We start from the raw sequence: 23,366 nt of genomic DNA on the forward strand, positions 1-23,366 counted from the left end.
GTCGCAAGCGAAATTAATCGATGATTGCCCGGCAATCAGAAAAAGTGCTAATCATCACAATGACCACAATAAGTATCAGGGATAATTTAAGATGAGTGAAATCATTTCCGCAGCGGTTTTATTGATCCTGATTATGGATCCGCTCGGTAATCTGCCGATCTTCATGTCAGTGCTGAAGCATACCGAGCCGAAGCGCCGCCGGGCGATCATGATCCGCGAGCTGCTCATCGCCCTGCTGGTGATGTTTATCTTCCTGTTCGCCGGTGAAAAAATCCTCGCTTTCCTGAACTTACGCGCCGAAACGGTCTCCATTTCCGGCGGGATCATTTTGTTCCTGATTGCTATTAAGATGATTTTCCCGAGCGCGGAGGGCAGCAGCAGCGGCCTGCCTGCGGGTGAAGAGCCGTTTATCGTGCCGCTGGCAATTCCGCTGGTCGCCGGGCCAACGATTCTGGCGACGCTGATGCTGCTGTCGCATCAGTATCCGAATCAGATGAGCCATCTGGTGATTGCCCTGCTGATCGCCTGGGGCGGGACGTTTATTATCCTGTTGCAGTCGTCGCTGTTCCTGCGCCTGCTGGGTGAGAAAGGGGTAAACGCCCTGGAGCGCCTGATGGGGCTAATTCTGGTGATGATGGCAACGCAGATGTTCCTGGACGGGATCCGGGCGTGGATGAAAGGGTAGGTAAAAGCAAAACGGTAATCTTAGATTGCCGTTTTTAGTGTTTGCCCCCTCTCCCCGTGGGAGAGGGCCGGGGTGAGGGCATCAGGCCGCAGAGGTCTTATTTTGTCGGGTGGCGGCTTCGCCTTACCCGACCTACAACAAACTCTGGTCCCGTAGGCCGGGTAAGCGTAAGCGCCACCCGGTTTTTTTACAGCGGCACGATGCCTTCCTTTGTGAGCAACCAGCGCGGCGCTTTCAGCGTATCACTGTAAAACCACACTAAATCCTGCAACAAATCTCCTGCGACTCTTTCATCGCTTTCTGACAGCGAATGCGCTAACAGCATTTGCGTTAACAGCTGGCAATATCGCCCTAACTGATCCACTTCCGGTTCGAAGACCGGCACGTCCAGCGGCAGGTCATCCACCGTCAGGCTGGCTTTTAAATATTCCGGAACAGGTTCAAGCAGCGTAGGCTGAAGCAGTGCGAGGCAGGCTGAGAGCCGTCCGCACAGCGCCATCTTCTGGGTTGGATCGTCACATTCAACCAGCACGTCGACAAACCTCGAGCAATTATCTGCCAATTCGGTGAAATCAGTGGTGTGATCGAATGGGGTAGTAAATAAAGTGTGAGAAAAGTTAGGGGTAGTAGTCATAAGACAGCCTCTGATGAGTAATGTGTATCCACCACTGGAGAGGCTAATCTCACGGGTGGTGGAACCAGACAGGGTTAGCCTTACCGGCCTCATCAGCTACCGGCGCGTCTTGCGACGCCCCCGCCTGGCCCACCATTGGAGTGTAGCCAAGCGCACGACACGATAACACTCGTGTCGCTGATGAGGTAGTTCAGGAGGCTAATCCTGACGCCTGATTTTGCAGGCGCGGCAAGAAGATACTGCGTTGGGGGCGGGGTGACAAGAGAGGCTCTGGAAGGTGGCTCGCAAAACGAAATTTTATTTTAGGGTGTGGCCTGATGCCCTCACCCCAACCCTCTCCCACAGGGAGAGGGAGAAAACAGGGATTAGCTCAGCAGCGTAAACGCAATCATCCCGACAACCGCACCCGTCGTGCCGAGGATGGTTTCCATCAGCGTCCAGGTTTTCAGGGTTTGCGCTTCGGTTGCGCCGGTAAATTTACCGAACAGCCAGAAGCCCGCGTCGTTAACGTGAGAAACCACAATCGAGCCACCCGCGATACAGATAGAGAGCGCCGCCATCTGCGCACCGGAGTAGTTCAGCTGTTCAATCACCGGCATTACCAGACCCACGGCGGTTAAGCACGCTACGGTCGCGGAGCCCTGAATGATACGTACCGCCGCGGCCAGCACGAAACAGGTGACTGCAATCGGCAGCCCCATCCCGGTCAGCGCTTCGCCCAGCGCCGGGCCAACGCCGGAATCCACCAGCACCTGCTTAAACACGCCGCCCGCCCCGATCACCAGCAGGATAATCCCCGCCGGTTGCAGCGCGGCACCACAGATCTCCATCACGCGGTCTTTCGGCATACCCTGACGCATCGCCAGGCCGTAAATTGCTACCAGACACGCCACCAGGATCGCGGTGAACGGATGACCAATAAATTCGAACCATTCGTAAGCGGTTGACCCCACCGGCACAAAGCGCGCAGCGATGGTTTTCAGGCCCACCAGCACCAGCGGCAGCAGGATCAGCGACAGGCTGAAGCCGAAGGACGGCATTTTTCCCTCGCCCAGGTGCGGCTCGGAGATGTCATCCGGAATGTGCAGTTCAACGTAACGGCTGATGAAGTTGCCCCACAGCGGACCGGCGATAATCATCCCCGGAATTGCCGCGCACAGGCCAATCAGGATCATCCAGCCAAAGTCAGCATGCATCTGGGAGGCCAGCAGCATCGGCGCAGGCCCCGGCAGCAGGAACGCCGCCGCAGCCGCCACGCCCGCAAACAGCGGAATGACCAGCTTCACGAGGTTGGTACCAGTATGCCGCGCCATGGAGAACGCCACGCTAATCAGCAGCACAACGGCCACTTCAAAGAACAGCGGCAGCGCGCAAATCAGACCGGCCAGACCAATCGCGTAGTGCGCACGGCTGTGCCCGAAGGATTTCAGCATCTTGACCGCAATCTGATCGACCGCGCCCGTCTCGTGCAAAATCTTGCCAAACATCGCGCCCAGCGCCACCACAATGGCCAGGAAGCCGAGCGTGCCGCCCATCCCTTTTTCCATCGTCGCCGCGATTTTGTCGAGCGGCATGCCGGAAAAGAGACCGGCACCAATAGAAACCACCATCAAAGCCACAAAGGCGTGCATACGCGCCTTCATCACTAAAAACAGCAGCAGCAATACGGAGCCCACTGCTGTCAAAACTAGCGTTAATGTACTCAAAACTTACTGCCTTTTATTAATAACCTCAATGGTGCTGGCAACAACACCTTCCAGCGGCTGATCGATATCAACCACTAAGACATCCTGTTCGTCAGCTCCCGGCTCCTGCAACGCTTCGAACTGCGTTACCAGCATCTGGGTTTTGAAGAAGTGGCCTTTACGCGCCTTCAGGCGGCTTTCAATCACCCCGAAATCACCTTTCAGGTAGATGAAAGAGAGGTTCGGGTTGCCGTCGCGCAGCAGGTCGCGATAGGTTTTTTTCAGTGCGGAACAGACGATCAGGGAGACTTTATTGGTGCGCTGCATCGCGAACGCGGCGTCATTCAGCGCCTGCAACCATGGTTTGCGGTCGTCGTCGTTCAGCGGCTCGCCGGAAGCCATTTTCATGATGTTGCTGCGCGGATGGAGGAAGTCACCATCAAGAAACGCAGCCTGGAGTTGATGCGCCACTTCGCTCGCCACGGCAGATTTACCGCTACCGGACACGCCCATCAGGACGTAAACGTGGTGATCGTGATTAGTCGTGCTCAAAGGGTGTCCCTCAGTCAATTGTTACGGGTAACAGTTATCGGTAACATTGTCCTGCCGGGGCATATGAGAAGCAATATCCAAACGTGCGCGAAGTGAATAAGTGTGAGCTACTTCAAATTTGTCGGATTAAATAGATCCACCCGGTGACAAGGTGAAACCTAAATCTAACATTTTCGGGGTAACTGCCTCACCACGAATGCGCGCCAGCAGGCGCTCTGCGCCAATGCGGCCCATGCGTTCACGCGGGGTCAGGACGCTCGCCAGACGCGGCTCCATCACCTGGCCAATGTCGTGGCCGTGGAAGCCGGCAATCGCCATATCATCCGGGATTTTTAAACCCAGACGCTGGCACTCAAACGCGGCGCCGACCGCAAGGTCATCGTTGGTGCAGAAAATACCGTCCAGTTGCGGATACTCGCGTCGCGCCTGACGCATCAGCTCAATACCCGACGTGTAAGAAGAAGATTGCTCCACCATCACGCTGTACGGGGTTAAACCGGCGTCGAGCATCGCCTGCTCGTATCCCTTCTGTTTGATGATAGTACGTTCATCCAGACGCGCACCCAGATAGGCCACATGGCGATGACCGCGGGCGATGATCGCCGCCGTCATCTGACGCGCCGCTTCAAAGTTATCGAACCCCACGGCGATGTCGAGGCACGGCGACTGGCTGTCCATCAGTTCCACCACCGGAATGCCTGCCACTTCAATCATTTTCAGCGTGCGCGGGGTGTGAGTACGTTCCGTTAAAATCAGGCCGTCAATGTTCCAGGAAAGCATCGATTCAAGACGTTCCTCTTCCAGTTCCGGCTTGTACCCGTAGTGGGCGAGCATGGTCTGATAGCCAAACGCATCGGTGACGCTTTCAATGCCACGCAGCACTTCGGCGAATACCTGGTTGGTTAAGGAAGGAAGCAGGACGCCCACCGCACGGCTGGTTGCATTGGAGAGAATATCGGGCGCGCGGTTGGGGATATAACCCAGTTCATCAAGGGCGGCGGCAATCTTGCCACGCAACGCCACGGAAACCTGTTCCGGGTTACGTAAAAAACGGCTGACCGTCATTTTGGTCACACCGACGCGATCGGCGACATCCTGAAGTACGGGGCGTTTCTTTTTCATCGTCCTGAGAAATCTTGAAGTGAGAGATTTGCTCAGTTTATCACGGACAAAGCTCAACCTTCCCCGTTTAAAGGGAAGGTTGAGAAATTATTTAGACCGGCGGCAAGTCAAACAGCAGAATTTCACTTTCGCTGTCGGCATGCACGGAGAGCGCCTGCTCATCCCAGACTGCCAGGCCATCGGCGGTTGTCGCTTTGGTGCCGTTGATGGACACTTCACCTTTCACCACCTGGATCCACACGCGGCGGTTAGCGGCAATCTGGTGTACAGACTGTTCATCTTTCGCCAGCGCCCAGCGGTACAGCTCCATATCCTGATGCACTTTCAGGGAACCTTCACGCGCATCCGGGGACAGCACCAGCTGTTTGCCCTGTTTCGCGTCGAAGCGGCGCTGCTCGTAGCGTGGCGTGATGCCGGTCTCTTCTGGAATGATCCAGATTTGATACAGGTGCAGTTTTTCCGTTTTGCTCGGGTTGTACTCAGAGTGACGCACCCCGGTACCCGCGCTCATAATCTGGAACTCGCCCGCCGGAACCTGCTCTTTGTTGCCCATGCTGTCCTGGTGCTCAACCGCCCCTTCCAGCACATAGGTCAGGATTTCCATGTCTTTGTGCGGGTGGGTACCGAAGCCCTGGCCTGCATCAATCACGTCGTCGTTAATCACGCGCAGTGCGGAGAAGCCCATAAAGTTCGGGTCGTAGTAGTCGGCAAACGAGAATGAATGCCATGAGTCCAGCCAGCCATGATTCGCGTGACCACGTTCGTTTGCTTTGCGTAAGTAGATCATTGTTTTCACCCTCAGTTCGTTTCGATGGAGTAAGTGTGGACGCAAACGCCCTGGGATCATAGAGGGTGAAAATTGACTCCTCTGTTCAAAAATTTAGAACAAGCGCAGAGGAGCCATTTTTGCTTATCTGGCGAGGGTTACCGTGGCAGGAGAAGCCTGTTCAAAGGCCCGTTCGAGGATTTCCAGGTTGGTCAGAACGTCAGATTCCTTGACATAATTCGGCGCGCCGGTGGCGAGGGTGTCATACAGCGCATCGTAGACGCGTCCATAGTCGCCCGTTTCCGGCTTTAGCTCTTCCCTGACCGTCAGGCCCTCGTCGTTCACGTACTCCAGCACGCCCACGGAATCATCTGCCGCAAAGCCCGGTTCACCCGGCATGATATTGGCCTTCAGGCTGGTCTCCTGTTGGTCAATACCGTACTTGATAAAGGAGCCTTTCTTGCCGTGAACGATAAATTTCGGGTAGTCGATTTTCACCAGATGGCTGGTTTTTACGATGGCTTTCAGGTCGCCGTAGAACAGCTGCGCTTCAAAGGTATCGTCCGGGTTGGCCTTATTGCGCAGGCTGCGGATGTCATACGCCACGTGGTCCGGGCGGCCAAACAAGGAGATGATCTGGTCCATGGTGTGCACACCGAGACCGTAGAAAGATCCGTCCTGCGGCAGTCCGGGCTGGGTTTCCGCCACCGGGCGGTAGTAATCGAAGTGGCTTTCGATTTCCACGATCTCGCCGAGTTTGCCGCTTTCAATTGCCTTTTTTGCCGTCAGGAAGCAGCTGTCAAAGCGACGGTTCTGGTACGGCGTGACGGTCAGCCCTTTGCTTTTCGCCAGCGCGAACAGCTCCTTCGCTTCGGCGATGGTCGGGGTGAACGGCTTTTCCACCAGCACGTTTTTACCTGCTTCCAGCGCGCGTTTCGCGTAGTCAAAGTGGCTGTCAGCGTGGGTACAGACCACCACCAGCTTCACCTGCGGGTCGTTAAGCACCTCATCAAGATCGCTGGTGAAATGAATATGGGAATACTGCGGAGACTGCTCTTCTGGCTTCGCGCGGCGGCGATAGATATGGGCCACGTGCCAGGTCTCTTTTCGGTTAAGAACATACGGAAGGTGGTAACGCGTGGTGCTTTTGCCAAATCCAATAAATGCACAATGTAGTGTCATGGCTCAGTCCTTTTGGAAGGTTACTGGGTTTTACCATAGCGCATGTTTTGCCCTCACCCCAGCCCTCTCCCACAGGGAGAGGGAGAAAAAGGGCAAAAAAAAAGCCAGCGAGAAGCTGGCTAAAGTAATACTGGAAGCAATGTGAGCAATGTCGTGCTTTCAGGTTCCCGTAGGAGGTCTTCCTGAATGCAGAGCAATAATAATCATTCTCATTCGCACTTGTCCAACACTTTTTGCAAAAAATAGCGATTGACTCAACTTTTAAAGTCACTGATGTTGGAGGGGACTTTTAACTGACTGAGGAACAAGGAATGAGTGAAATAGTGATACGCCACGCTGAACCGAAAGATTACGACGCCATTCGTCAGATCCACGCCCAGCCGGAGGTGTACCACAACACGCTACAGGTTCCTCATCCTTCAATAGAAATGTGGCAAATGCGGCTAGGCGAGCAGCCGGGCATTAAACAGCTGGTTGCCTGCATTGATGATATCGTGGTCGGCCACCTCACCATTGATGTCGCCCAGCGACCACGCCGCAGCCACGTTGCAGATTTCGGTATCTGCGTTGGCGCGCAGTGGCATAACCGCGGCGTGGCCAGCGCACTGATTCGCACCATGATCGATATGTGCGACAACTGGCTGCGCGTCGACCGCATCGAGTTAACGGTGTTTGTGGATAACGAACCGGCAATCGCGGTGTACAAAAAGCACGGGTTTGAGATTGAAGGCACCGGCAGGCGCTACGCCCTGCGCAACGGCGAGTATGTGGATGCGTATTATATGGCGCGTATGAAGTAGTTTGTTGCCGGGTGACGGCTTCGCCTTACCCGGCCTACGTTCGTGCCGTTGTAGGCCCGGTAAGCGCAGCGCCACCGGGCAAAAAAATCAATACCCCGCCGTTAAATCATCCACCGAACGCGGGTCCGATGCGCCAAACAGCGCCCCGTCCGGCCCGACCATAATGCTCTGGGTGCTGCCCATCGCCTCCTTCACCGCCACCTTCTGCCCGCGCTGCTCAAGCAGCTTGAGGGTGTCCGGGCTAAAGCCCTTCTCCACGCGCAGCTCGTCCGGCAGCCACTGGTGGTGGAAACGCGGCGCATTGGTCGCTTCGGCGACGTTCATCCCAAAGTCGATACTGTTCACCACCATTTGCAGCACGGTTGTGATAATCCGGCTCCCGCCAGGGCTGCCGGTCACCAGCCAGGTTTTGCCGTCTTTCACCACGATGGTGGGCGACATGGACGACAGCGGGCGCTTCTTCGGCCCGACCGCATTCGCATCGCCGCCGACCAGCCCGTAGACGTTCGGCACGCCCGGTTTGGCGGAGAAGTCATCCATCTCGTTGTTCAGCAAAATACCGCTGTTGCCCGCCACAATCCCGGTGCCGAAAGTGGTGTTAAGCGTGTAGGTCACCGCCACCGCGTTACCGTCTTTATCCACCACCGAGAAATGGGTGGTCTGGTTACTTTCATACGGCGCCAGCTTGCCGGGGCGGATCTCGCTCGACGGCTTCGCCTTGTTGATGTCGATCTCGTCGGCAATCGATTTGGCATAGGCTTTGTTGGTCAGCGCCTGCCACGGCACCTTCACGAAGTCCGGATCGCCAAGGTATTCCGAGCGGTCAGCGTAGGCGCGCTTCTCTGCCTCCGCCATCACCTGCATGGCATCGGCGCTACCGAAGCCGAACTTGTGCATATCGAAGTTTTCCAGAATATTGAGGATCTGCACGATGTGAATGCCCCCGGAGGAAGGCGGCGGCATGGAGAAGACCTCGTAGCCGCGATAGGTGCCGCTGATCGGCTCGCGCTCCACCGCCTTATATTCCGCCAGATCCGCTTTGGTGATCAGCCCGCCGTTCTTCTGCATCTCATCGGCAATCTGATCGGCAATCGGCCCCTTATAGAAGGCGTCCGGACCGTTTTCGGCAATCAGTTCGAGACTTTTTGCGAGGTTCTTCTGCACCAGCTTATCGCCCTTTTTCAGCGGCTCGCCGTCTTTCCAGAAGATAGCCTTGCTGTTCTCATGATTGGGAATAACTTCGCTGCCGTAGGTTTTGAGGTCGTCCGCCAGCGCGTCGTTGACGACGAAGCCGTCGCGCGCCAGCTTGATGGCAGGCTGCACCACTTTATTCAGCGGCAGCGTGCCGTATTTTTCCAGCGCCAGCGAGAAGCCCGCAACGGTGCCCGGCGTGCCGGAGGCAAGGTGCGAGGTCAGAGACTTTTTACTGTCCGGATTGCCCTGATCGTCGAGGAACATATCGCGGGAGGCCTGGTTCGGCGCCATCTCACGGAAGTCGATGGCCGTGGTTTTACCGTCTTTGGTGCGCAGCATCATAAACCCGCCGCCGCCCAGGTTCCCCGCCTGTGGATGCGTCACCGCCAGCGCATATCCCACCGCGACCGCCGCATCCACCGCGTTACCGCCCTGTTTAAGAATATCGACGCCCACCTGCGTTGCCAGCGCGTCAACCGAGGCCACCATGCCGTGCGTCGCCCGCACGGGGTGAAAAACATCCTCCTCCACGCCGTAAGAGACCGGAGGAGCGGCGGGCGGGTTGGCCGCCACGGTAAATGTGCCGCCTGCCATCAGCGCAGCGATGGCGACCCAGCGCAAAAAGGTTGGTTTCATCATTATTGTTCTCCAGGTGAAGGGGCCCATATTCCCCGCTTAAGCCTGGTTCACAACTCTTAAAAAATCATCGTTATGCCGGAATCAGGGTAAACTTAAGAGAAGCCTCAAAGGAGGAGATAACCATGAAACGATTACTGATCCTGACCGCGCTGCTTCCGTTCGCCGCGCTCGCACAGCCAATCAACACCCTGAACAACCCGAACCAGCCGGGCTACGTCATTCCGAGCCAGCAGCGTATGCAGACGGAGATGATGAGCCAGCAACAGCAGCAGAAAGGGATGCTCAATCAGCAGTTAAAAACGCAGACCCAGGTGCAGCAGCAGCACCTGCAAAACCAGATGAATACCAACACCCAGCGCGTGCAGCAGGGCCAGATGCGGGAGCAGCCGCTGCCAAACTCAAACGGTGGGATGTTAGGGGGCGGGGTGTCGCAAAGCAGCGGTCAGCAGCACATGCTGCCGACCCAGCAGAACGGCAGTATGCTTAATAAATAAAGTTCGGCCCAATCTGGTCAATCGCATCGGTACAGATGCTGTCCACGCCCCAGCGCAGCAGCTCGGCTGCACGCTGGGGTTTATTGACGGTATACACCAGGATATGCAGACCGGCCTCCTTCAACAGCGTCACGCGCGCTTCATCCAGCAGCTTATGGTTGAGGTGGATCGACACGCAGCCTAAGAAGGTCGTCAGCGCGCGCCAGTCTTCTCGCCACTCATCCAGCAGCAGCCCGCGCGGCAACTCCGGTACGGCAGCCTGTGCGGCTTCCAGCGCGTCGATGTCAAACGACGACAACAGCGGCGGGGTCATCCCTTCCCACAGCTCGCGCGCGGCGAGGGCAATCACTTTACCCGTCAGCGGCCCGGTGCCGGTGGTCGGTTTGATTTCGATGTTGGCCATCATGCCGTTTTGACGACAGCGGTCCGCCACTTCCGCCAGCAGCGGCAGCGGTTCGCCTTTAAATTCGCCGCTGTACCAGCTTCCGGCGTCCACCTTCAGCAGGTCACGCCACGGCAGTTCACCTGCCACGCCCCAGCCGTTGCTGGTGCGTTCGAGATTGTCGTCGTGCAGCAGGAAAATTTCGCCGTCCTTCGACAGCTTCGCGTCGAATTCGATCATCGTGTGGCCGTAGCGCGCGCCAACGTCAATTGCCGCCAGGGTGTTTTCCGGCGCCAGCTTACCGCCGCCCCGGTGGGCGACGATGTGGGGGTAAGGCCAGTTGCTCATACTCGTTGTCCTGTTTCACCGTCAAATAAGTGCAGGTGATTTTCCGGCATATGCAGCCACAGCGTGCTGCCTGCCTTCGGGCGCTCCTGATGCGGCAGGCGCACCACCAGCTTTTGCTCGCCCCAGCGCCCGTGCGCCAGGTTGTCTGCGCCCAGCATCTCCAGCGTATCCATCACCAGCGGCACGCCGCCGTCCGCCTGAGACGTCAAACCAATATGCTCCGGGCGGATACCGAGCGTCATCTTACGCCCGGCGTAGCCACGATAGTACCAGTTGATCGGCAACGCCATCCCGCTTTCCAGCTCGAAGTGGGTTCCCGCCGTATTGATCCGCCCGTCCAGCAGGTTCATCGCCGGGCTGCCGATAAAGCTCGCCACAAAACGGCTGGCCGGTTTTTCGTAGACCTCCACCGGGGTGCCAATCTGCTCGGCGATGCCTTTGTTCATCACCATCACGCGCTGGGCGAGGGTCATGGCTTCAACCTGATCGTGAGTCACATAGAGGGACGTGGTTTTCAGGCGGCGATGCAGCTGCTGTAGCTCAAGGCGCATCTGCACGCGCAGTTTGGCGTCGAGGTTTGACAGCGGTTCGTCGAACAGGAATACCGCCGGGTCGCGCACGATGGCGCGCCCCATCGCCACGCGCTGACGCTGGCCGCCGGAGAGCTCGCGCGGGCGGCGCTTAAGCAGGCCGTCAAGTTCCAGAATGCGCGCGGCTTCTTTTACGCGCTCGTCGATATGACCTTTGCCCATACCGCGAATTTTCAGCCCCCAGGCCATGTTCTCTTCCACGCTCATGTGCGGATAGAGGGCATAGTTCTGGAACACCATCGCGATGCCGCGATCTTTGGGCTCCATCTCGGTGACGCGCTGGCGGTCAATCCAGATATCCCCGGACGTTACGCGCTCCAGCCCGGCCACCATACGCAGCAGGGTGGATTTTCCGCAGCCGGACGGGCCGACCATCACGATAAATTCCCCGTCCGCCACGTCGAGCGTCAGCGGCTGAATGACCTGGGTTTTACCGTCCCAGCTTTTGGTAACTGCCTGTAATTTTAAACCTGCCATCTTATTTCTCGCTATCGACCAGGCCGCGGACAAACGCGCGCTGCATGGCTAAAACAATGACTACGGGTGGGATAAGGGTGAGCAGCATCGCCGCCATCACCTGGTTCCAGAGGGTGGTGCCTTCGCCGGTGGCGATCATGCCTTTGATGCCTGCCACGGCGGTGCCGAGGTTGACGTCCTGAACGATCAGCAACGGCCACAGATACTGGTTCCAGCCGTAGATAAAGGTGATCACAAACAGCGCCGCGAGGTTGGTTTTCGACAGCGGCAGCACGATGTCGCGGAAGAAGCGCATCGGCGAGGCCCCGTCGATGCGCGCGGCTTCAATCAACTCATCCGGCAGGGTCATAAAGAACTGGCGGAACAGGAAGGTGGCGGTCGCCGAGGCCATCAGCGGCAGGGTTAAGCCCGCGTAGCTGTCGAGCATCTTCAGGTTGGCGATCACCTCCACCGTCGGGAAGATACGCACCTCTACCGGCAGCATCAGGGTGATGAAAATCATCCAGAAAAACAGGTTACGCAGCGGAAAGCGGAACCAGACGATGGCGAACGCTGAGAGCATCGACACCGTAATTTTGCCGACGGTGATGCCAAACGCCATGATGAAGCTGTTGAGCATCATCAGCCAGAACGGCGCGCTGTTGGCGCCCACGCCCTGGGTCCAGATGGTCTTCATGTTTTCGAAAAGGTGTCCGCCCGGGATCAGCGTCATCGGGGTGTCGAACACCGCTTTGGTGTCCAGCGTGGCGGCGACGAAGGCCACGTACAGTGGGAACAGGATGACGATAATCCCTAAAATCAGCATGGTATGGCTGAAAATCGTCAGCCCGCGACGGTTCTCAATCATTGGTAGCGCACCTTACTTTCGACATAGCGGAACTGCACCACCGTGAGGATGATGACGAGGAACATCAGCACCACCGACTGCGCGGCAGAAGCGGAGAGATCCAACCCCGCAAAGCCTTCGCGGTAGATCTTGTAGATCAGCGTGGTGGTCGCCTGCACCGGGCCGCCCGCGGTGGCGGCGTCAATCACCGGGAAGGTGTCGAAGAAGGCGTACACGAGGTTAACCACCAGCAGGAAGAAACTCACCGGGGCGATCAGCGGCAGCGACAGGCGGAAGAAGCGGCGCACCGGCCCTGCGCCGTCGATGGCGGCGGCCTCCACCAGCGAACGCGGGATAGACTGTAGCGCGGCAAAGAAAAACAGGAAGTTATAGCTGATCTGCTTCCACACCGAGGCGAACACCACCAGGAACATCGCCTGCCCGCTGTTCTGGGCGTGGTTCCAGTCGTAGCCAAACTCGCCCAGGAAGTGGGTAATCAGCCCGCGCCCTGGGTTAAACAGGAAGATCCACAGCACGGCGGCCACGGCGGGAGCCACGGCGTAGGGCAGCAGCATCAGGGTCTGATACAGACGGCTGCCGCGCACCACGTAATCCACCAGCGCGGCGAAAAACAGCGACGCGACAAGACCGCTCACGGTGACCAGCGCACTGAATTTGATCGTCGTCCAGAAGGAGTCCAGGTAGTAGCTGTCGTGGAACAGCGCGGTAAAGTTGTCCAGCCCGACAAACTGGCTGGAAAGCCCGAACGGATCGACGCTTTGTACCGAGTACCACAGCGCTTCGCCCGCAGGCCAGATAAAAAAGATAACGGTGATGACCAGCTGCGGCGCGACCAACAGGTACGGCAGCCAGCGGGAACGGAACACCGGACGGGATGAGGACATTGAGATTAGGTTCCTGAACAATGCCGGGTGGCGGCTACGCCTTACCCGGCCTACATGGGGCACGTCGTAGGCCCGGTAAGCGCAGCGCCACCGGGCATTTTTTTACGATTTGGTCGACTGCTCAAAGCGGCGCAGCAGCTGATTTCCGCGCTCTACCGCAGAGTCCAGCGCCTGCTGTGGGGTTTTCTTACCGGTCCACACGCTTTCCAGCTCTTCATCGACGATGGTGCGGATCTGCGGCATGTTGCCCAGACGCAGGCCTTTGGTGAACGGCAACGGCGGCTTGTTCAGCATCTGGCGCGTCGCGATGTCTGCGCCTGGGTTTTTGCTATAGAAGCCCTGCTCGCGGGTCAGGTCGTACGCGGCTTTGGTGATCGGCAGATAGCCGGTCTTCTGGTGCCACTCGGCGGCGTTTTCCGGCTTCGCCAGGAAGTCGAGGAACTCGGCCACGCCTTTGTAGGTGCCGTTGTCTTTACCCTGCATCACCCACAGGCTCGCCCCGCCGATGATAGCGTTTTGCGGCGCGCCTTTAACGTCAGCGTCGTACGGCATCATGCCCACGCCGTAGTTGAATTTGGCATAGTGACGTATATCCGCCAGCGAGCCGGACGAGGCGGTGGTAATGGCACAGTCGCCGTTGTAGAACTTCTCGGTGGATTCGTCTTTACGCCCGAAGTAGCTGAAGTCGCCCTTCTTGTTGAGTGCTTCCAGCAGCGCGATGTGCTTCACCTGCTCCGGCTTGTTGAACTCCAGCACCGCGTCGGTACCGTCGAAGCCGTTATTTTGGGTGGCAACCGGCAGCCCGTGCCAGGCGCTGAAGTTTTCAATCTGGATCCAGCCCTGCCAGCCGCTGGCGTAGCCGCACTTCATCCCCGCCGCTTTCAGCTTCGCGGTGTACTCAGCCAGCTCCTGCCAGGTTTTTGGCGGCTGCTCCGGATCTAAACCGGCTTTTTTGAAGGCGTCTTTGTTGTAATACAGCACCGGCGTGGAGCTGTTAAACGGCTGGGACAGCAGGTGGCCGGTTCTGGAATCGGTGTAGTAACCCGCTACGGTCGGTACGAACTGGGATTCGTCAAAGTTAATGCCCGCCTCTTTGAACACCTCGTACACCGGCTTGATGGCTTTGGAGGCCATCATTGTCGCGGTGCCCACTTCATAAACCTGTAACAGCGCAGGCGCGTTACCGGTACGGAAGGCGGCGATGCCCGCGCTCAGGCTCTGCTCGTAGTTGCCTTTGTACACCGGCACAATTTTGTAATCCGGGTGGGTGTCGTTGAAACGCTGCGCCAGGGAGTCAACCTCTTTACCCAACTCCCCTTCCATGGAATGCCAGAACGGAATGGTGGTCACAGCCATTGCGTTTGTCGCAAAAGCCAGACCCAGTGCCAGACCCAAAGCTGTGTGTCGTAACGATGTCATTGTCATCTCTCTTATTGTGCCGGATGCGCGATATCACGCGTTTTATGCTCGCGAGGTAACATGACATGCTCGAATGACAGAAAAATAACTGTTTGTTTACAGATAAGTGACAGCCAGGCGTCAGGGGGATGATGGTTATGTGAAGGGGTGTAGTGGTTAAAAAAGCCGGGTGGCGGCTACGCCTTACCCGGCCTGGTCGATCCCTGTAGGCCCGGTAAGCGCAGCGCCACCGGGCAACACAGACGGCTTAGCCTCCGAGGTACGCACTCCGCACCGCCTCGTTCGCCAGCAGCGCGTCACCGGTATCGGAGAGCACCACGCGCCCGTTCTCCAGCACGTAGCCACGGTCGGCGAGCTTCAGCGCCTGGTTGGCGTTCTGCTCGACGAGGAAGATGGTCATCCCCTCTTTACGCAACTGCTCGATGGTGTCGAAGATCTGCTGGATAATGATCGGCGCAAGACCAAGCGACGGCTCGTCCAGCAGCAGCAGGCGCGGCTGGCTCATCAGCGCGCGGCCAATCGCCAGCATCTGCTGCTCGCCGCCGGACATGGTGCCCGCTCGCTGAATACGACGCTCCCACAGGCGCGGGAAGAGTTCGTACACCCACTTGATGCGGGTCTGGAATTCATCCCGATGGGCGAAGAAACCGCCCATCGCCAGGTTCTCTTCCACCGTCATGCGGGAGAATACGCGGCGCCCTTCCGGGACAATCGCCACCGCTTCACGCATGATCTTAGCCGTCTGCCAGTCGGTAATATCTTTGCCGTCAAACACAATCCGCCCGCTGGTGGCGCGCGGGTCGCCGCACAGGGTGCCGAGCAGCGTGGTTTTACCCGCGCCGTTGGCGCCAATCAGGGTGACGATTTCGCCCTGATTGATGTGCAGGCTGACGTCGTGCAGCGCCTGGATCTTGCCGTAGTGCGCGTTGACCTTGTCGAACGTTAACATCGCTTTTTCCATCTTATGCCTCACCAAGGTATGCGCGGATCACGTCCGGGTTGTTGCGGATCTCTTCCGGCGTGCCGTTTGCCAGCGGCGTGCCCTGGTTTACCACGTAGATACGGTCCGAAATGCCCATCACCAGCTTCATGTCATGCTCAATCAGCAGGATGGTGGTGTCGTGATGGTCGCGCAGCTCGGCAATCAGCTCGTCCAGCTCTTTGGTCTCTTTCGGATTGAGACCTGCCGCTGGTTCGTCGAGCATCAGGATCTCCGGCTGGGTCACCATGCAGCGCACGATCTCAAGGCGACGCTGATCCCCGTAAGCGAGGTTGCTCGCCTGACGGTTAGCGTGCTGGAGCAGGCCGATACGGTCGAGCCAGGTCGCGGCGCGGTCGAGCGCCTCCTCCTGCGTGCGGCGAAAGGCCGGGGTTTTCAGCAGGCCGGAGAACAGCCCGGTTTTCAGCTGCTGATGCTGTGCCACCAGCAGGTTCTCAATCACCGTCATCTCGCGGAACAGACGCACGTGCTGGAAGGTACGCACCACGCCCATGCGGGCAATCTGCTGGCCCGGCAGCCCTTCAAGGTGCTGGTCGCGCAGCATGATGGTGCCGCCCGTCGGCTTGTAGAAGCCGGTCAAACAGTTAAAGACCGTGGTTTTTCCCGCGCCGTTCGGGCCAATCAGGGAGACAATCTCTTTCTTGTGCAGATCCAGATTCACATTGTTGACCGCCAGCAGGCCGCCAAAGCGCATCATCAGGCCGTTAACGGATAATAAAGGCTTCATGCCTGCTCTCCTTTCGCCTGTGTGCGTTTCAGCTTCAGCTGTGGACGGGTCATCGGCAGCAGACCCTGCGGACGCCAGATCATCATCAGCACCATCAAACCACCCAGCATTAACATGCTGTATTCGTTAAAGTCGCGCATCAGCTCGCGGGAGACCACCAGCAGGATAGCCGCGAGGATCACGGCGAACTGCGAGCCCATTCCACCGAGCACCACAATCGCCAGCACAAAGGCGGATTCGGCAAAGGTGAACGATTCAGGGCTGACGAAGCCCTGACGTGCGGCAAACAGCGTCCCGGCGAAACCGGCAAACGCGGCGCTGATGGTAAATGCGGTCAGCTTGATGCGGGTCGGGTTCAGGCCCAGGGAGCGGCAGGCGATCTCATCTTCGCGCAGCGCTTCCCACGCGCGGCCCAGCGGCATGCGCAGCAGACGGTTGATCACGAACAGGGTAATCACCACCAGCAGCAGCGCCACCAGATAGAGCCAGATCACGCGGTCGGACGGATCGTACTTGATGCCAAAGAAATTGCTGAAGGTATCCCAGCCGCCTTCACGGGCGGTACGGCTGAACTCCAGGCCGAAGAAGGTCGGTTTCGGGATCTGGCTGATGCCGTTCGGACCGCCGGTCACTTCGGTATTGTTGAGCAGCAGAATACGGACGATTTCGCCGAAGCCTAAGGTCACAATCGCCAGATAGTCACCGCGCAGGCGCAGCACCGGGAAGCCGAGCAGGAAGCCCGCCGCGGCAGAGACCAGCCCCGCCAGCGGCAGACAGGTCCAGAAGCCGAGGCCGTAATAGTGGTTCAGCAGCGCGAAGGTGTACGCGCCGATGGCGTAGAACCCGCCGTAGCCCAGCACCAGCAGGCCAGACAGCCCCACCACCACGTTCAGACCCAGCCCCAGAATCACGTAGATCATGGTCAGGGTGGCAATATCCACCGTCCCGCGCGATACCATAAACGGCCACGCCACGGCAGCCACCAGCAGCGCCACCAGGAACAGCTTCTGTTTCACCGTTGTACCGTCGATCGCCGGCAGGACGAATTTCGGCCCGGAGACGTTTTTCAGCGTCTTCTGGAACAACGGACGCAACAGCTGGAACAAGAACACCACCGCGGTGCCGATAAACACCCACTGCCAGCGGATGTCGGGAGCGGTATCCACCACCAGCTTCGTGCCGTCCAGTCCTAACTGGACGCCCATAAAGACGCCCGCCAGCACGAAGAACATGGCCGCAGAGAGCAGCGCCATTGCAAAATGCATCGGTTTCATACTTTCTCTACCTCCGGACGGCCCAGAATACCGGTAGGCATGACCAGCAGAACCAGAATCAGCAGGGCAAACGACACCACGTCTTTATATTCTGTGCTCAGGTACGCCGAGGAGAGCGCTTCGGCCACGCCCAGGATCAGGCCGCCGATCATCGCGCCCGGAATGCTGCCGATGCCGCCCAGTACCGCCGCGGTGAAGGCTTTCATCCCGGCCAAAAAGCCGATGTACGGGTTGATTACGCCGTAGAACTGGCCGAGCAACACGCCAGCCACCGCCGCCATCGCTGCGCCGATCACGAAGGTCAGGGCAATCACGCGGTCGGTGTTAATCCCGAGCAGGCTCGCCATCTTCAGATCTTCCGCGCAGGCGCGGCAGGCGCGTCCCATGCGGGAGTAGCGGATGAACAGGGTCAGGGCCAGCATGGCAATAAAGGTCACAACCCAGATAACCAGCTGCATGGTGGTGATGGTGGCAGAGAAGTTTTCGCTGGCCCCTACAATCCACTGGCCGTTAAACAGGCTTGGCAGCGCTACGTCGCGTGAACCTTCGGTCAGGCTGACGTAGTTTTGCAGGAAAATGGACATACCGATGGCGGAGATCAGCGCGATCAGGCGTTTGGAGCTGCGCACCGGCCGGTAGGCCACCCGTTCAATACTCCAGCCGTAGGCGCTGGCGATCACAATCGCGCCGACAAACCCGGCGGCCACCAGCAGCCAGCTGCTGTCGATGCCCATCATCATCAGCGCGGCGATAATCATAAAGGAGACGTAGCTACCGATCATGTACACCTCGCCGTGGGCGAAGTTGATCATGCCGATAATGCCGTAAACCATCGTGTAGCCGATGGCGATCAGCGCGTAGGTGCTTCCCAGCGTGACGCCGTTAAACATCTGCTGCAAGAAGTAGAGAAACTGCTCGGACATAAGAAAACCTTTTTATACCCGCCCGGTGAGCCGGGCGGTGGGATGATTATTTGGCGACCGAGGAAGACCCGTCGGCGTGCCACTTAAAGACACCAAACTCAAATCCCTTCAGATCGCCTTTCTCATCCCAGTTCAGCGGCCCAATCACGGTGTTCGCCCCGTGTGCTTTTAAATCTTTCACCAGGTCCAGCGGCTCTTTACTGCCGGTACGGTCCAGCGCGGTGGCCAGAGACTGCACGGCCGCGTAGGTGATCCAGACGTACGGACCGCTCGGATCTTTCTTCTGCGTCTTGAGCGCATCCACGATAGCCTTATTCGCCGGATCCTGGTCATAGCGTTTTGGCATCGTCACCAGCATGCCTTCGGCAGAATCGCCCGCGATGTTGGACAGGGAGGCATTACCGACGCCCTCTGGCCCCATAAACTGGGTTTTCAGGCCGGTGGCGCGCGCCTGGCGCAGCATCTGCCCCATTTCCGGGTAGTAGCCGCCGTAGTAAACGAAGTCGATATTCTCTTTTTGCAGGCGGGCGATCAGCGCGGAGAAGTCTTTCTCACCAGCGGTAATGCCGTCGAAGAAGACGATGTTTGCGCCGCCTTTTTTCAGGCCATCCTGCACGGAACGCGCCAGGCCTTCGCCGTACTGCTGCTTATCATGAATGATGGCGATACGCTGCGGCTTAACGGTTTCGAGGATGTATTTGGCGGCGGTTGGCCCCTGAGAGGAGTCCAGACCGGCGGTACGCATGATGTGCTGGTAGCCGCGCTGGGTCAGTTCCGGGTTGGTGGCACCCGGGGTGATCATCAGAATGCCTTCGTCTTCGTAGATATCAGACGCAGGCTGCGTGGAGGAAGAACACAGGTGCCCGATGACGTACTGGATACCGTCGTTAACGATTTTGTTGGCGACCGCGACGGCCTGTTTAGGATCGCAGGCGTCGTCATACTCCACGCCTACCAGCTTGTCACCTTTGATGCCGCCTTTGGCGTTGATATCTTTGATGGCCTGACGCGCGCCGTTGAACTCCATGTCACCCCACTGGGCAACAGGGCCGGACATCGCCCCCACTACCGCAACTTTAATGTCGTCTGCCATAGCGGCATGCGAGATCGACAGTGCGACCATCCCCGCGATTAACGTCTTCGCGTTCCTTTTCATCTCTGAATCCCCATTCGTGATGTCATGTTTATATTTTGTTTTATTATGGTTAAAAAGCATTCTGTACTTTTAATGAACAACGCTATTTTTACCAGTGCCCTTAATGGTTTAGCGCAGTTTTTTGTCAAAAACCAGACTAAAATCTCTATTTTTCAGGCGATTAAGCAAAGATAATATTCTGAAATCAGGCGGAGATAAACAAATAAAAGCGCGGTTTGCAGCATAAAATAACGGTACAAAGCGCCGAATAAATCACTGCCCTTCAGGTTAAAATTCTGCTTATTTTTCGATCCATGTGTTTTCAAACTGCCCATCGCGCTGCCAAAAAACTAATCACCTGGTAAATGGGAAGAAAAAGAGAAAGCGCCTGAGCAAATAAATTGAGTACACTGGCCCTACTCTTTTTGATTTGGACAAGCAGCTAATGAAACTGACTATCGTGCGTCTGGTGACCTTTAGCGACCAGGATCGTATCGACCTGGGCAAGATCTGGCCGGAATATTCCCCTTCATCGCTGGCCGTCGATGAAAACCACCGCATCTATGCCGCGCGTTTTAATGAACGTCTGCTGGCCGCCGTCCGCGTAACGCTGAGCGGCACGGAAGGGGCGCTGGACTCCCTGCGCGTGCGCGACGTGACCCGTCGTCGCGGGGTCGGGCAGTATTTGATTGAAGAGGTGATCCGCGAAAACCCGAGCGTAACCTCCTGGTGGATGGCCGACGTGGGCGTAGAGGATCGCGGCGTGATGGCGGCGTTTATGCAGGCGTTAGGGTTTACGGCGCAGGCGAACGGGTGGGAGAAGCGCTAAAAGAAAGCCGGGTGGCGGCTGCGAGGTGCTCATTGTAGGCCCGGCAAGCGAAGCGCCACCGGGCAAAAGAGGGCTGAGCGGGCTGATGCCCTCACCCCGGCCCTCTCCCACGGGGAGAGGGAGAAAACATTAAAAAAGGCAACTTGCGTTGCCTTTTTACGTTTATTTTGCGTCAGTCGCCGTGCCGTTGGCATGCCAGTCAAACACGCCGAACTCGAAGCCCTTCAAATCGCCCTTCTCATCCCAGGACAGCGGCCCCATCACGGTTTCCACCGAGTTCGCTTTCAGCCAGGTGGCAATCTCCGCCGGATCGGCTGACTGGTTCAGGCCCGCTTGCAGAGACTGCAACGCTGCGTAGGTGGTCCAGACGAACGCACCACTTGGATCCTGTTTCTTCGCCTTGATGGCATCGACAACAGGTTTGTTCGCAGGCACCTGGTCGTAGTTCTTCGGTTTGGTCACCAGCAGCCCTTCAGCGGATTCACCCGCGATATTAGACAGGGAAACGTTCGCGACACCTTCTGGCCCCATGAACTGCGTCTTCAGACCCGCCGCACGCGCCTGGCGCAGGATCTGCCCCATTTCCGGGTGGTAGCCGCCGTAGTAAACGAAATCGATATTTTCTTTCTTCAGACGCGCGACCAGGGTCGAGAAGTCTTTCTCACCGGCGGTGATACCGTCAAAGAACACCACGTTGGCGTTCGCTTTTTTCAGGTTATCCTGCACCGCACGGGCCAGGCCTTCGCCGTACTGCTGTTTGTCATGAACAATCGCGATGCGCTGCGGCTTCACTTTTTCCACGATATATTTCGCGGCGGTTGGCCCCTGATCGGAGTCCAGACCGGTGGTACGCAGGATCAGCTTATAGCCGCGCGCGGTCAGCTCTGGCGCCGTCGCGGCCGGCGTGATCATCAGAATGCCTTCGTCTTCGTAGATGTCAGACGCGGGCTGGGTGGAAGAGGAGCACAGGTGACCAATAACGTATTTGATCCCGTCGTTTACCACTTTGTTCGCCACCGCGACCGCCTGTTTCGGGTCACAGGCATCGTCATATTTTACGATTTGCAGCTTTTCGCCCTTGATGCCGCCCTTAGCATTAATGTCTGCAACCGCCTGTTCCGCGCCGGTAAATTCCTGGTCGCCGTACTGTGCTACCGGACCGGACATCGCGCCCACCACGGCCACTTTAATATCGGCCTGCGCCATAGTGCTGAATGCCAACGCGATACATCCTGCCAGTAACGCTTTACCCTTCATGTTCATCCTGAGATTCCCCATTATTATGGTTATAACGATTGTTGTGATGTTGTTGTGTAGCGCTTTATTTCAATTATAGGCGTGCTGTTCGCGCTTTTTCAGCATACTCTGCTAAAACATACCCCATTTTTATGTTTTTGGAATAGCTAATTTGAAATGAAAATATGATAAGCCCGACCGTCATTTCAGCCGGGCTTTTGGCTTTATCGTGTCAGCGAGGCGGAAATAATATCCAGCGCTTTACGGAACTGCGCTTCGGGGATGGTGAGCGGGTAGAGGAAGCGAATAACGTTGCCGTAAACGCCGCAGCTCAAAAGCAGCAGCCCTTCGTTCAACGCGCGCTCCTGAACCTGACGGGTAAATTCGGGCGACGGCTGTCCGGTTTGCGGATCGGTAAATTCTACCGCCACCATCGAGCCCTGCCCACGGATATCGGCGATATACGGACAGCCATCCTTCGCTTTATTCAGCACCTCGACCAGATGATGCCCGAGATGCGCCGCGCGGGTGCAGAGATCGTCCTCGTCAATCACATCCAGCACCGCATGGGCCGCCGCAATCGCCAGCGGGTTACCCGCGTAGGTTCCGCCCAGCCCGCCCGGGGCGGGCGCATCCATCACCTCCGCCCGGCCAGAGACGGCAGAGAGCGGCATCCCGCCCGCCAGGCTTTTCGCCATGGTGATCAGATCGGGCTTCACGCAGTGGTTTTCCATGGAGAACAGCTTGCCGGTACGGGCGAAGCCGGTTTGCACTTCGTCGGCAATCAGTAAAATCCCGTGGGTATCGCACAGGGCACGCAGCGCCTGCATAAAATCAGCGGGCGCGACGTTGAACCCGCCCTCGCCCTGAACCGGTTCAATAATGATTGCCGCCACCTGATCGGGCGCGATATCGGCTTTGAAGATGCGCTCCAGGCTTTTTAGCGCTTCGGCGGTACTAACCCCGTGCAGGCTGTTGGGGAATTGCGCGTGGTACACCGAGCCGGGGAACGGGCCGAAGCCGAGCTTATAGGGCGCCACTTTGCCGGTCATCGCCATGGTCATAAAGGTACGGCCGTGGAACGCGCCGCCGAAGGTGATAAGGCCGGGACGTCTGGTGTACGCGCGGGCGATTTTCACCGCGTTTTCGACCGCTTCCGCCCCCGTTGAGAAGAAGGCGGTTTTGGCTGGCCCCTCTATGGGTACGCGCTGGTTGATGCGCTCGGCAAGCGCCACATAACCTTCATAGGGGACGATTTGATAAGCGGTATGGGTAAAGGCGTGAAGCTGTTTTTCGATGGCGGCGATAACTTTAGGATGGCGATGCCCGGTATTCAGCACGGCGATCCCGGCGGCAAAATCAATATACTCGTTACCTTCCACGTCCCACACCGTGGCGTTTTCGGCTTTATCGGCATAGAAGTTACACATGACGCCGATACCGCGCGGCGTCGCCTGTAAACGCCGGTCGTTCAGTTCGTTATTTTTCACCCTGTCACCCTCTGAAAGTCGCCTGCTTAGCGCATCAGTAAGTGTTTGCCAG

Annotated in this window: 23 protein-coding genes; 4 read left to right on the forward strand and 19 right to left on the reverse strand. The window is 57.7% G+C overall.

Features of this window, described 5'->3' with window-relative positions; genetic code table 11:
- The first annotated feature begins 91 nt into the window (after window positions 1-91).
- Window positions 92-685: an NAAT family transporter YhgN gene (gene yhgN / locus ACQG1Y_RS21955; RefSeq protein WP_003861574.1), complete on the forward strand. Its 594-nt coding sequence runs from the start codon at window positions 92-94 to the stop codon at window positions 683-685.
- 187 nt (window positions 686-872) lie between these two features.
- Here the strand turns inward: yhgN and ACQG1Y_RS21960 are convergent, their stop codons facing one another.
- The 6 genes from ACQG1Y_RS21960 to ACQG1Y_RS21985 all read right to left on the reverse strand — a co-directional run bounded on the left by ACQG1Y_RS21960 (window position 873) and on the right by ACQG1Y_RS21985 (window position 6,626).
- Window positions 873-1,319 (reverse strand): hypothetical protein, encoded by a 447-nt coding sequence (locus ACQG1Y_RS21960; RefSeq protein ID WP_426737061.1) that lies wholly within the window; start codon window positions 1,317-1,319, stop codon window positions 873-875.
- A gap of 365 nt (window positions 1,320-1,684) precedes the next feature.
- On the reverse strand, window positions 1,685-3,025 hold the full coding sequence (gntU, locus tag ACQG1Y_RS21965; RefSeq protein ID WP_017693851.1) for a gluconate transporter: 1,341 nt from the start codon (window positions 3,023-3,025) through the stop codon (window positions 1,685-1,687).
- A 3-nt stretch (window positions 3,026-3,028) separates the two neighbouring features.
- A complete protein-coding gene (gene gntK, locus ACQG1Y_RS21970) occupies window positions 3,029-3,556 on the reverse strand; it encodes a gluconokinase (protein ID WP_003861569.1) in 528 nt (175 codons plus the stop codon).
- Window positions 3,557-3,682: 126 nt separating this feature from the next.
- The gene (gene gntR / locus ACQG1Y_RS21975) at window positions 3,683-4,678 is read right to left on the reverse strand and encodes a gluconate operon transcriptional repressor GntR (RefSeq protein ID WP_003861567.1); all 996 of its coding nucleotides are present in this window, start codon (window positions 4,676-4,678) and stop codon (window positions 3,683-3,685) included.
- A gap of 91 nt (window positions 4,679-4,769) precedes the next feature.
- Entirely contained in the window at window positions 4,770-5,465 is a 696-nt protein-coding gene (locus ACQG1Y_RS21980; RefSeq protein WP_003861565.1) for a pirin family protein, read from the reverse strand.
- A 123-nt stretch (window positions 5,466-5,588) separates the two neighbouring features.
- Complete coding sequence (locus ACQG1Y_RS21985; RefSeq protein WP_032655374.1) at window positions 5,589-6,626, reverse strand: oxidoreductase; 1,038 nt, start codon at window positions 6,624-6,626, stop codon at window positions 5,589-5,591.
- Between the two features lie 311 nt (window positions 6,627-6,937).
- On the opposite strand from ACQG1Y_RS21985, the gene yhhY reads away from it, so the two are divergent.
- Window positions 6,938-7,426 carry an N-acetyltransferase gene (gene yhhY / locus ACQG1Y_RS21990; protein ID WP_017384133.1) on the forward strand — a complete coding sequence of 163 codons (489 nt, stop codon included), beginning with the start codon at window positions 6,938-6,940 and terminating at the stop codon, window positions 7,424-7,426.
- A gap of 87 nt (window positions 7,427-7,513) precedes the next feature.
- On the opposite strand, the gene ggt is transcribed toward yhhY, so the two are convergent.
- A complete protein-coding gene (gene ggt, locus ACQG1Y_RS21995; protein WP_072134592.1) occupies window positions 7,514-9,259 on the reverse strand; it encodes a gamma-glutamyltransferase in 1,746 nt (581 codons plus the stop codon).
- A 122-nt stretch (window positions 9,260-9,381) separates the two neighbouring features.
- Between ggt and ACQG1Y_RS22000 the strand changes: the two genes are divergently transcribed.
- The gene (locus ACQG1Y_RS22000) at window positions 9,382-9,753 is read left to right on the forward strand and encodes a DUF2756 family protein (protein WP_017384131.1); all 372 of its coding nucleotides are present in this window, start codon (window positions 9,382-9,384) and stop codon (window positions 9,751-9,753) included.
- Here ACQG1Y_RS22000 and ugpQ read toward each other — a convergent pair.
- The 10 genes from ugpQ to livK all read right to left on the reverse strand — a co-directional run bounded on the left by ugpQ (window position 9,743) and on the right by livK (window position 19,780).
- Window positions 9,743-10,483 (reverse strand): glycerophosphodiester phosphodiesterase, encoded by a 741-nt coding sequence (ugpQ, locus tag ACQG1Y_RS22005; RefSeq protein WP_015571466.1) that lies wholly within the window; start codon window positions 10,481-10,483, stop codon window positions 9,743-9,745. The two genes, ACQG1Y_RS22000 and ugpQ, sit on opposite strands and share 11 nt — an antisense overlap.
- The gene (locus ACQG1Y_RS22010; RefSeq protein WP_015571467.1) at window positions 10,480-11,550 is read right to left on the reverse strand and encodes a sn-glycerol-3-phosphate import ATP-binding protein UgpC; all 1,071 of its coding nucleotides are present in this window, start codon (window positions 11,548-11,550) and stop codon (window positions 10,480-10,482) included. The genes ugpQ and ACQG1Y_RS22010 overlap by 4 nt, the downstream gene beginning before the upstream one ends.
- A gap of 1 nt (window position 11,551) precedes the next feature.
- Complete coding sequence (ugpE, locus tag ACQG1Y_RS22015; protein WP_015571468.1) at window positions 11,552-12,397, reverse strand: sn-glycerol-3-phosphate ABC transporter permease UgpE; 846 nt, start codon at window positions 12,395-12,397, stop codon at window positions 11,552-11,554.
- On the reverse strand, window positions 12,394-13,281 hold the full coding sequence (gene ugpA / locus ACQG1Y_RS22020; RefSeq protein ID WP_003861551.1) for a sn-glycerol-3-phosphate ABC transporter permease UgpA: 888 nt from the start codon (window positions 13,279-13,281) through the stop codon (window positions 12,394-12,396). Before ugpA ends, ugpE begins: the two co-directional genes overlap by 4 nt.
- Before the next feature lie 102 nt (window positions 13,282-13,383).
- Entirely contained in the window at window positions 13,384-14,700 is a 1,317-nt protein-coding gene (gene ugpB, locus ACQG1Y_RS22025) for a sn-glycerol-3-phosphate ABC transporter substrate-binding protein UgpB (protein WP_192967511.1), read from the reverse strand.
- Between the two features lie 247 nt (window positions 14,701-14,947).
- A complete protein-coding gene (gene livF, locus ACQG1Y_RS22030) occupies window positions 14,948-15,661 on the reverse strand; it encodes a high-affinity branched-chain amino acid ABC transporter ATP-binding protein LivF (RefSeq protein ID WP_015571469.1) in 714 nt (237 codons plus the stop codon).
- A gap of 1 nt (window position 15,662) precedes the next feature.
- Complete coding sequence (gene livG, locus ACQG1Y_RS22035; RefSeq protein ID WP_003861544.1) at window positions 15,663-16,427, reverse strand: high-affinity branched-chain amino acid ABC transporter ATP-binding protein LivG; 765 nt, start codon at window positions 16,425-16,427, stop codon at window positions 15,663-15,665.
- Window positions 16,424-17,701, reverse strand: coding sequence for a high-affinity branched-chain amino acid ABC transporter permease LivM (locus ACQG1Y_RS22040; protein ID WP_003861542.1), 1,278 nt, complete (start codon window positions 17,699-17,701; stop codon window positions 16,424-16,426). Before ACQG1Y_RS22040 ends, livG begins: the two co-directional genes overlap by 4 nt.
- Window positions 17,698-18,624 (reverse strand): high-affinity branched-chain amino acid ABC transporter permease LivH, encoded by a 927-nt coding sequence (livH, locus tag ACQG1Y_RS22045; protein ID WP_426737064.1) that lies wholly within the window; start codon window positions 18,622-18,624, stop codon window positions 17,698-17,700. The genes ACQG1Y_RS22040 and livH overlap by 4 nt, the downstream gene beginning before the upstream one ends.
- A 46-nt stretch (window positions 18,625-18,670) precedes the next feature.
- Window positions 18,671-19,780, reverse strand: a complete 1,110-nt coding sequence (gene livK / locus ACQG1Y_RS22050) for a high-affinity branched-chain amino acid ABC transporter substrate-binding protein LivK (RefSeq protein WP_063660130.1) — start codon at window positions 19,778-19,780, stop codon at window positions 18,671-18,673.
- Between the two features lie 424 nt (window positions 19,781-20,204).
- On the opposite strand from livK, the gene panM reads away from it, so the two are divergent.
- Window positions 20,205-20,588, forward strand: coding sequence for an aspartate 1-decarboxylase autocleavage activator PanM (panM, locus tag ACQG1Y_RS22055; protein WP_015571473.1), 384 nt, complete (start codon window positions 20,205-20,207; stop codon window positions 20,586-20,588).
- Between the two features lie 162 nt (window positions 20,589-20,750).
- Here panM and livJ read toward each other — a convergent pair whose 3' ends face one another.
- Window positions 20,751-21,851, reverse strand: coding sequence for a branched chain amino acid ABC transporter substrate-binding protein LivJ (gene livJ / locus ACQG1Y_RS22060; RefSeq protein ID WP_015571474.1), 1,101 nt, complete (start codon window positions 21,849-21,851; stop codon window positions 20,751-20,753).
- Between the two features lie 197 nt (window positions 21,852-22,048).
- On the reverse strand, window positions 22,049-23,314 hold the full coding sequence (locus ACQG1Y_RS22065) for a 4-aminobutyrate--2-oxoglutarate transaminase (RefSeq protein ID WP_017384127.1): 1,266 nt from the start codon (window positions 23,312-23,314) through the stop codon (window positions 22,049-22,051).
- Window positions 23,315-23,366: the final 52 nt, after the last annotated feature.

It is taken from the genome of Enterobacter cloacae complex sp. 397G4 (genome assembly GCF_050031515.1).
In the GTDB taxonomy this organism is placed as follows: Bacteria; Pseudomonadota; Gammaproteobacteria; order Enterobacterales; family Enterobacteriaceae; genus Enterobacter; species Enterobacter hormaechei_C.

Excerpts from the sequence above, each read along its gene's own strand:
- yhgN (WP_003861574.1), top strand. The coding sequence starts at position 92 with ATGAGTGAAATCATTTCCGCAGCGGTTTTATTGATCCTGATTATGGAT.
- ACQG1Y_RS21960 (WP_426737061.1), bottom strand. The coding sequence starts at position 1,319 with ATGACTACTACCCCTAACTTTTCTCACACTTTATTTACTACCCCATTC.
- gntR (WP_003861567.1), bottom strand. The coding sequence starts at position 4,678 with ATGAAAAAGAAACGCCCCGTACTTCAGGATGTCGCCGATCGCGTCGGT.
- ACQG1Y_RS21980 (WP_003861565.1), bottom strand. The coding sequence starts at position 5,465 with ATGATCTACTTACGCAAAGCAAACGAACGTGGTCACGCGAATCATGGC.
- ACQG1Y_RS21985 (WP_032655374.1), bottom strand. The coding sequence starts at position 6,626 with ATGACACTACATTGTGCATTTATTGGATTTGGCAAAAGCACCACGCGT.
- yhhY (WP_017384133.1), top strand. The coding sequence starts at position 6,938 with ATGAGTGAAATAGTGATACGCCACGCTGAACCGAAAGATTACGACGCC.
- ggt (WP_072134592.1), bottom strand. The coding sequence starts at position 9,259 with ATGATGAAACCAACCTTTTTGCGCTGGGTCGCCATCGCTGCGCTGATG.
- ACQG1Y_RS22000 (WP_017384131.1), top strand. The coding sequence starts at position 9,382 with ATGAAACGATTACTGATCCTGACCGCGCTGCTTCCGTTCGCCGCGCTC.
- ugpQ (WP_015571466.1), bottom strand. The coding sequence starts at position 10,483 with ATGAGCAACTGGCCTTACCCCCACATCGTCGCCCACCGGGGCGGCGGT.
- ACQG1Y_RS22010 (WP_015571467.1), bottom strand. The coding sequence starts at position 11,550 with ATGGCAGGTTTAAAATTACAGGCAGTTACCAAAAGCTGGGACGGTAAA.
- ugpE (WP_015571468.1), bottom strand. The coding sequence starts at position 12,397 with ATGATTGAGAACCGTCGCGGGCTGACGATTTTCAGCCATACCATGCTG.
- ugpA (WP_003861551.1), bottom strand. The coding sequence starts at position 13,281 with ATGTCCTCATCCCGTCCGGTGTTCCGTTCCCGCTGGCTGCCGTACCTG.
- ugpB (WP_192967511.1), bottom strand. The coding sequence starts at position 14,700 with ATGACATCGTTACGACACACAGCTTTGGGTCTGGCACTGGGTCTGGCT.
- livF (WP_015571469.1), bottom strand. The coding sequence starts at position 15,661 with ATGGAAAAAGCGATGTTAACGTTCGACAAGGTCAACGCGCACTACGGC.
- livG (WP_003861544.1), bottom strand. The coding sequence starts at position 16,427 with ATGAAGCCTTTATTATCCGTTAACGGCCTGATGATGCGCTTTGGCGGC.
- ACQG1Y_RS22040 (WP_003861542.1), bottom strand. The coding sequence starts at position 17,701 with ATGAAACCGATGCATTTTGCAATGGCGCTGCTCTCTGCGGCCATGTTC.
- livH (WP_426737064.1), bottom strand. The coding sequence starts at position 18,624 with ATGTCCGAGCAGTTTCTCTACTTCTTGCAGCAGATGTTTAACGGCGTC.
- livK (WP_063660130.1), bottom strand. The coding sequence starts at position 19,780 with ATGAAAAGGAACGCGAAGACGTTAATCGCGGGGATGGTCGCACTGTCG.
- panM (WP_015571473.1), top strand. The coding sequence starts at position 20,205 with ATGAAACTGACTATCGTGCGTCTGGTGACCTTTAGCGACCAGGATCGT.
- livJ (WP_015571474.1), bottom strand. The coding sequence starts at position 21,851 with ATGAACATGAAGGGTAAAGCGTTACTGGCAGGATGTATCGCGTTGGCA.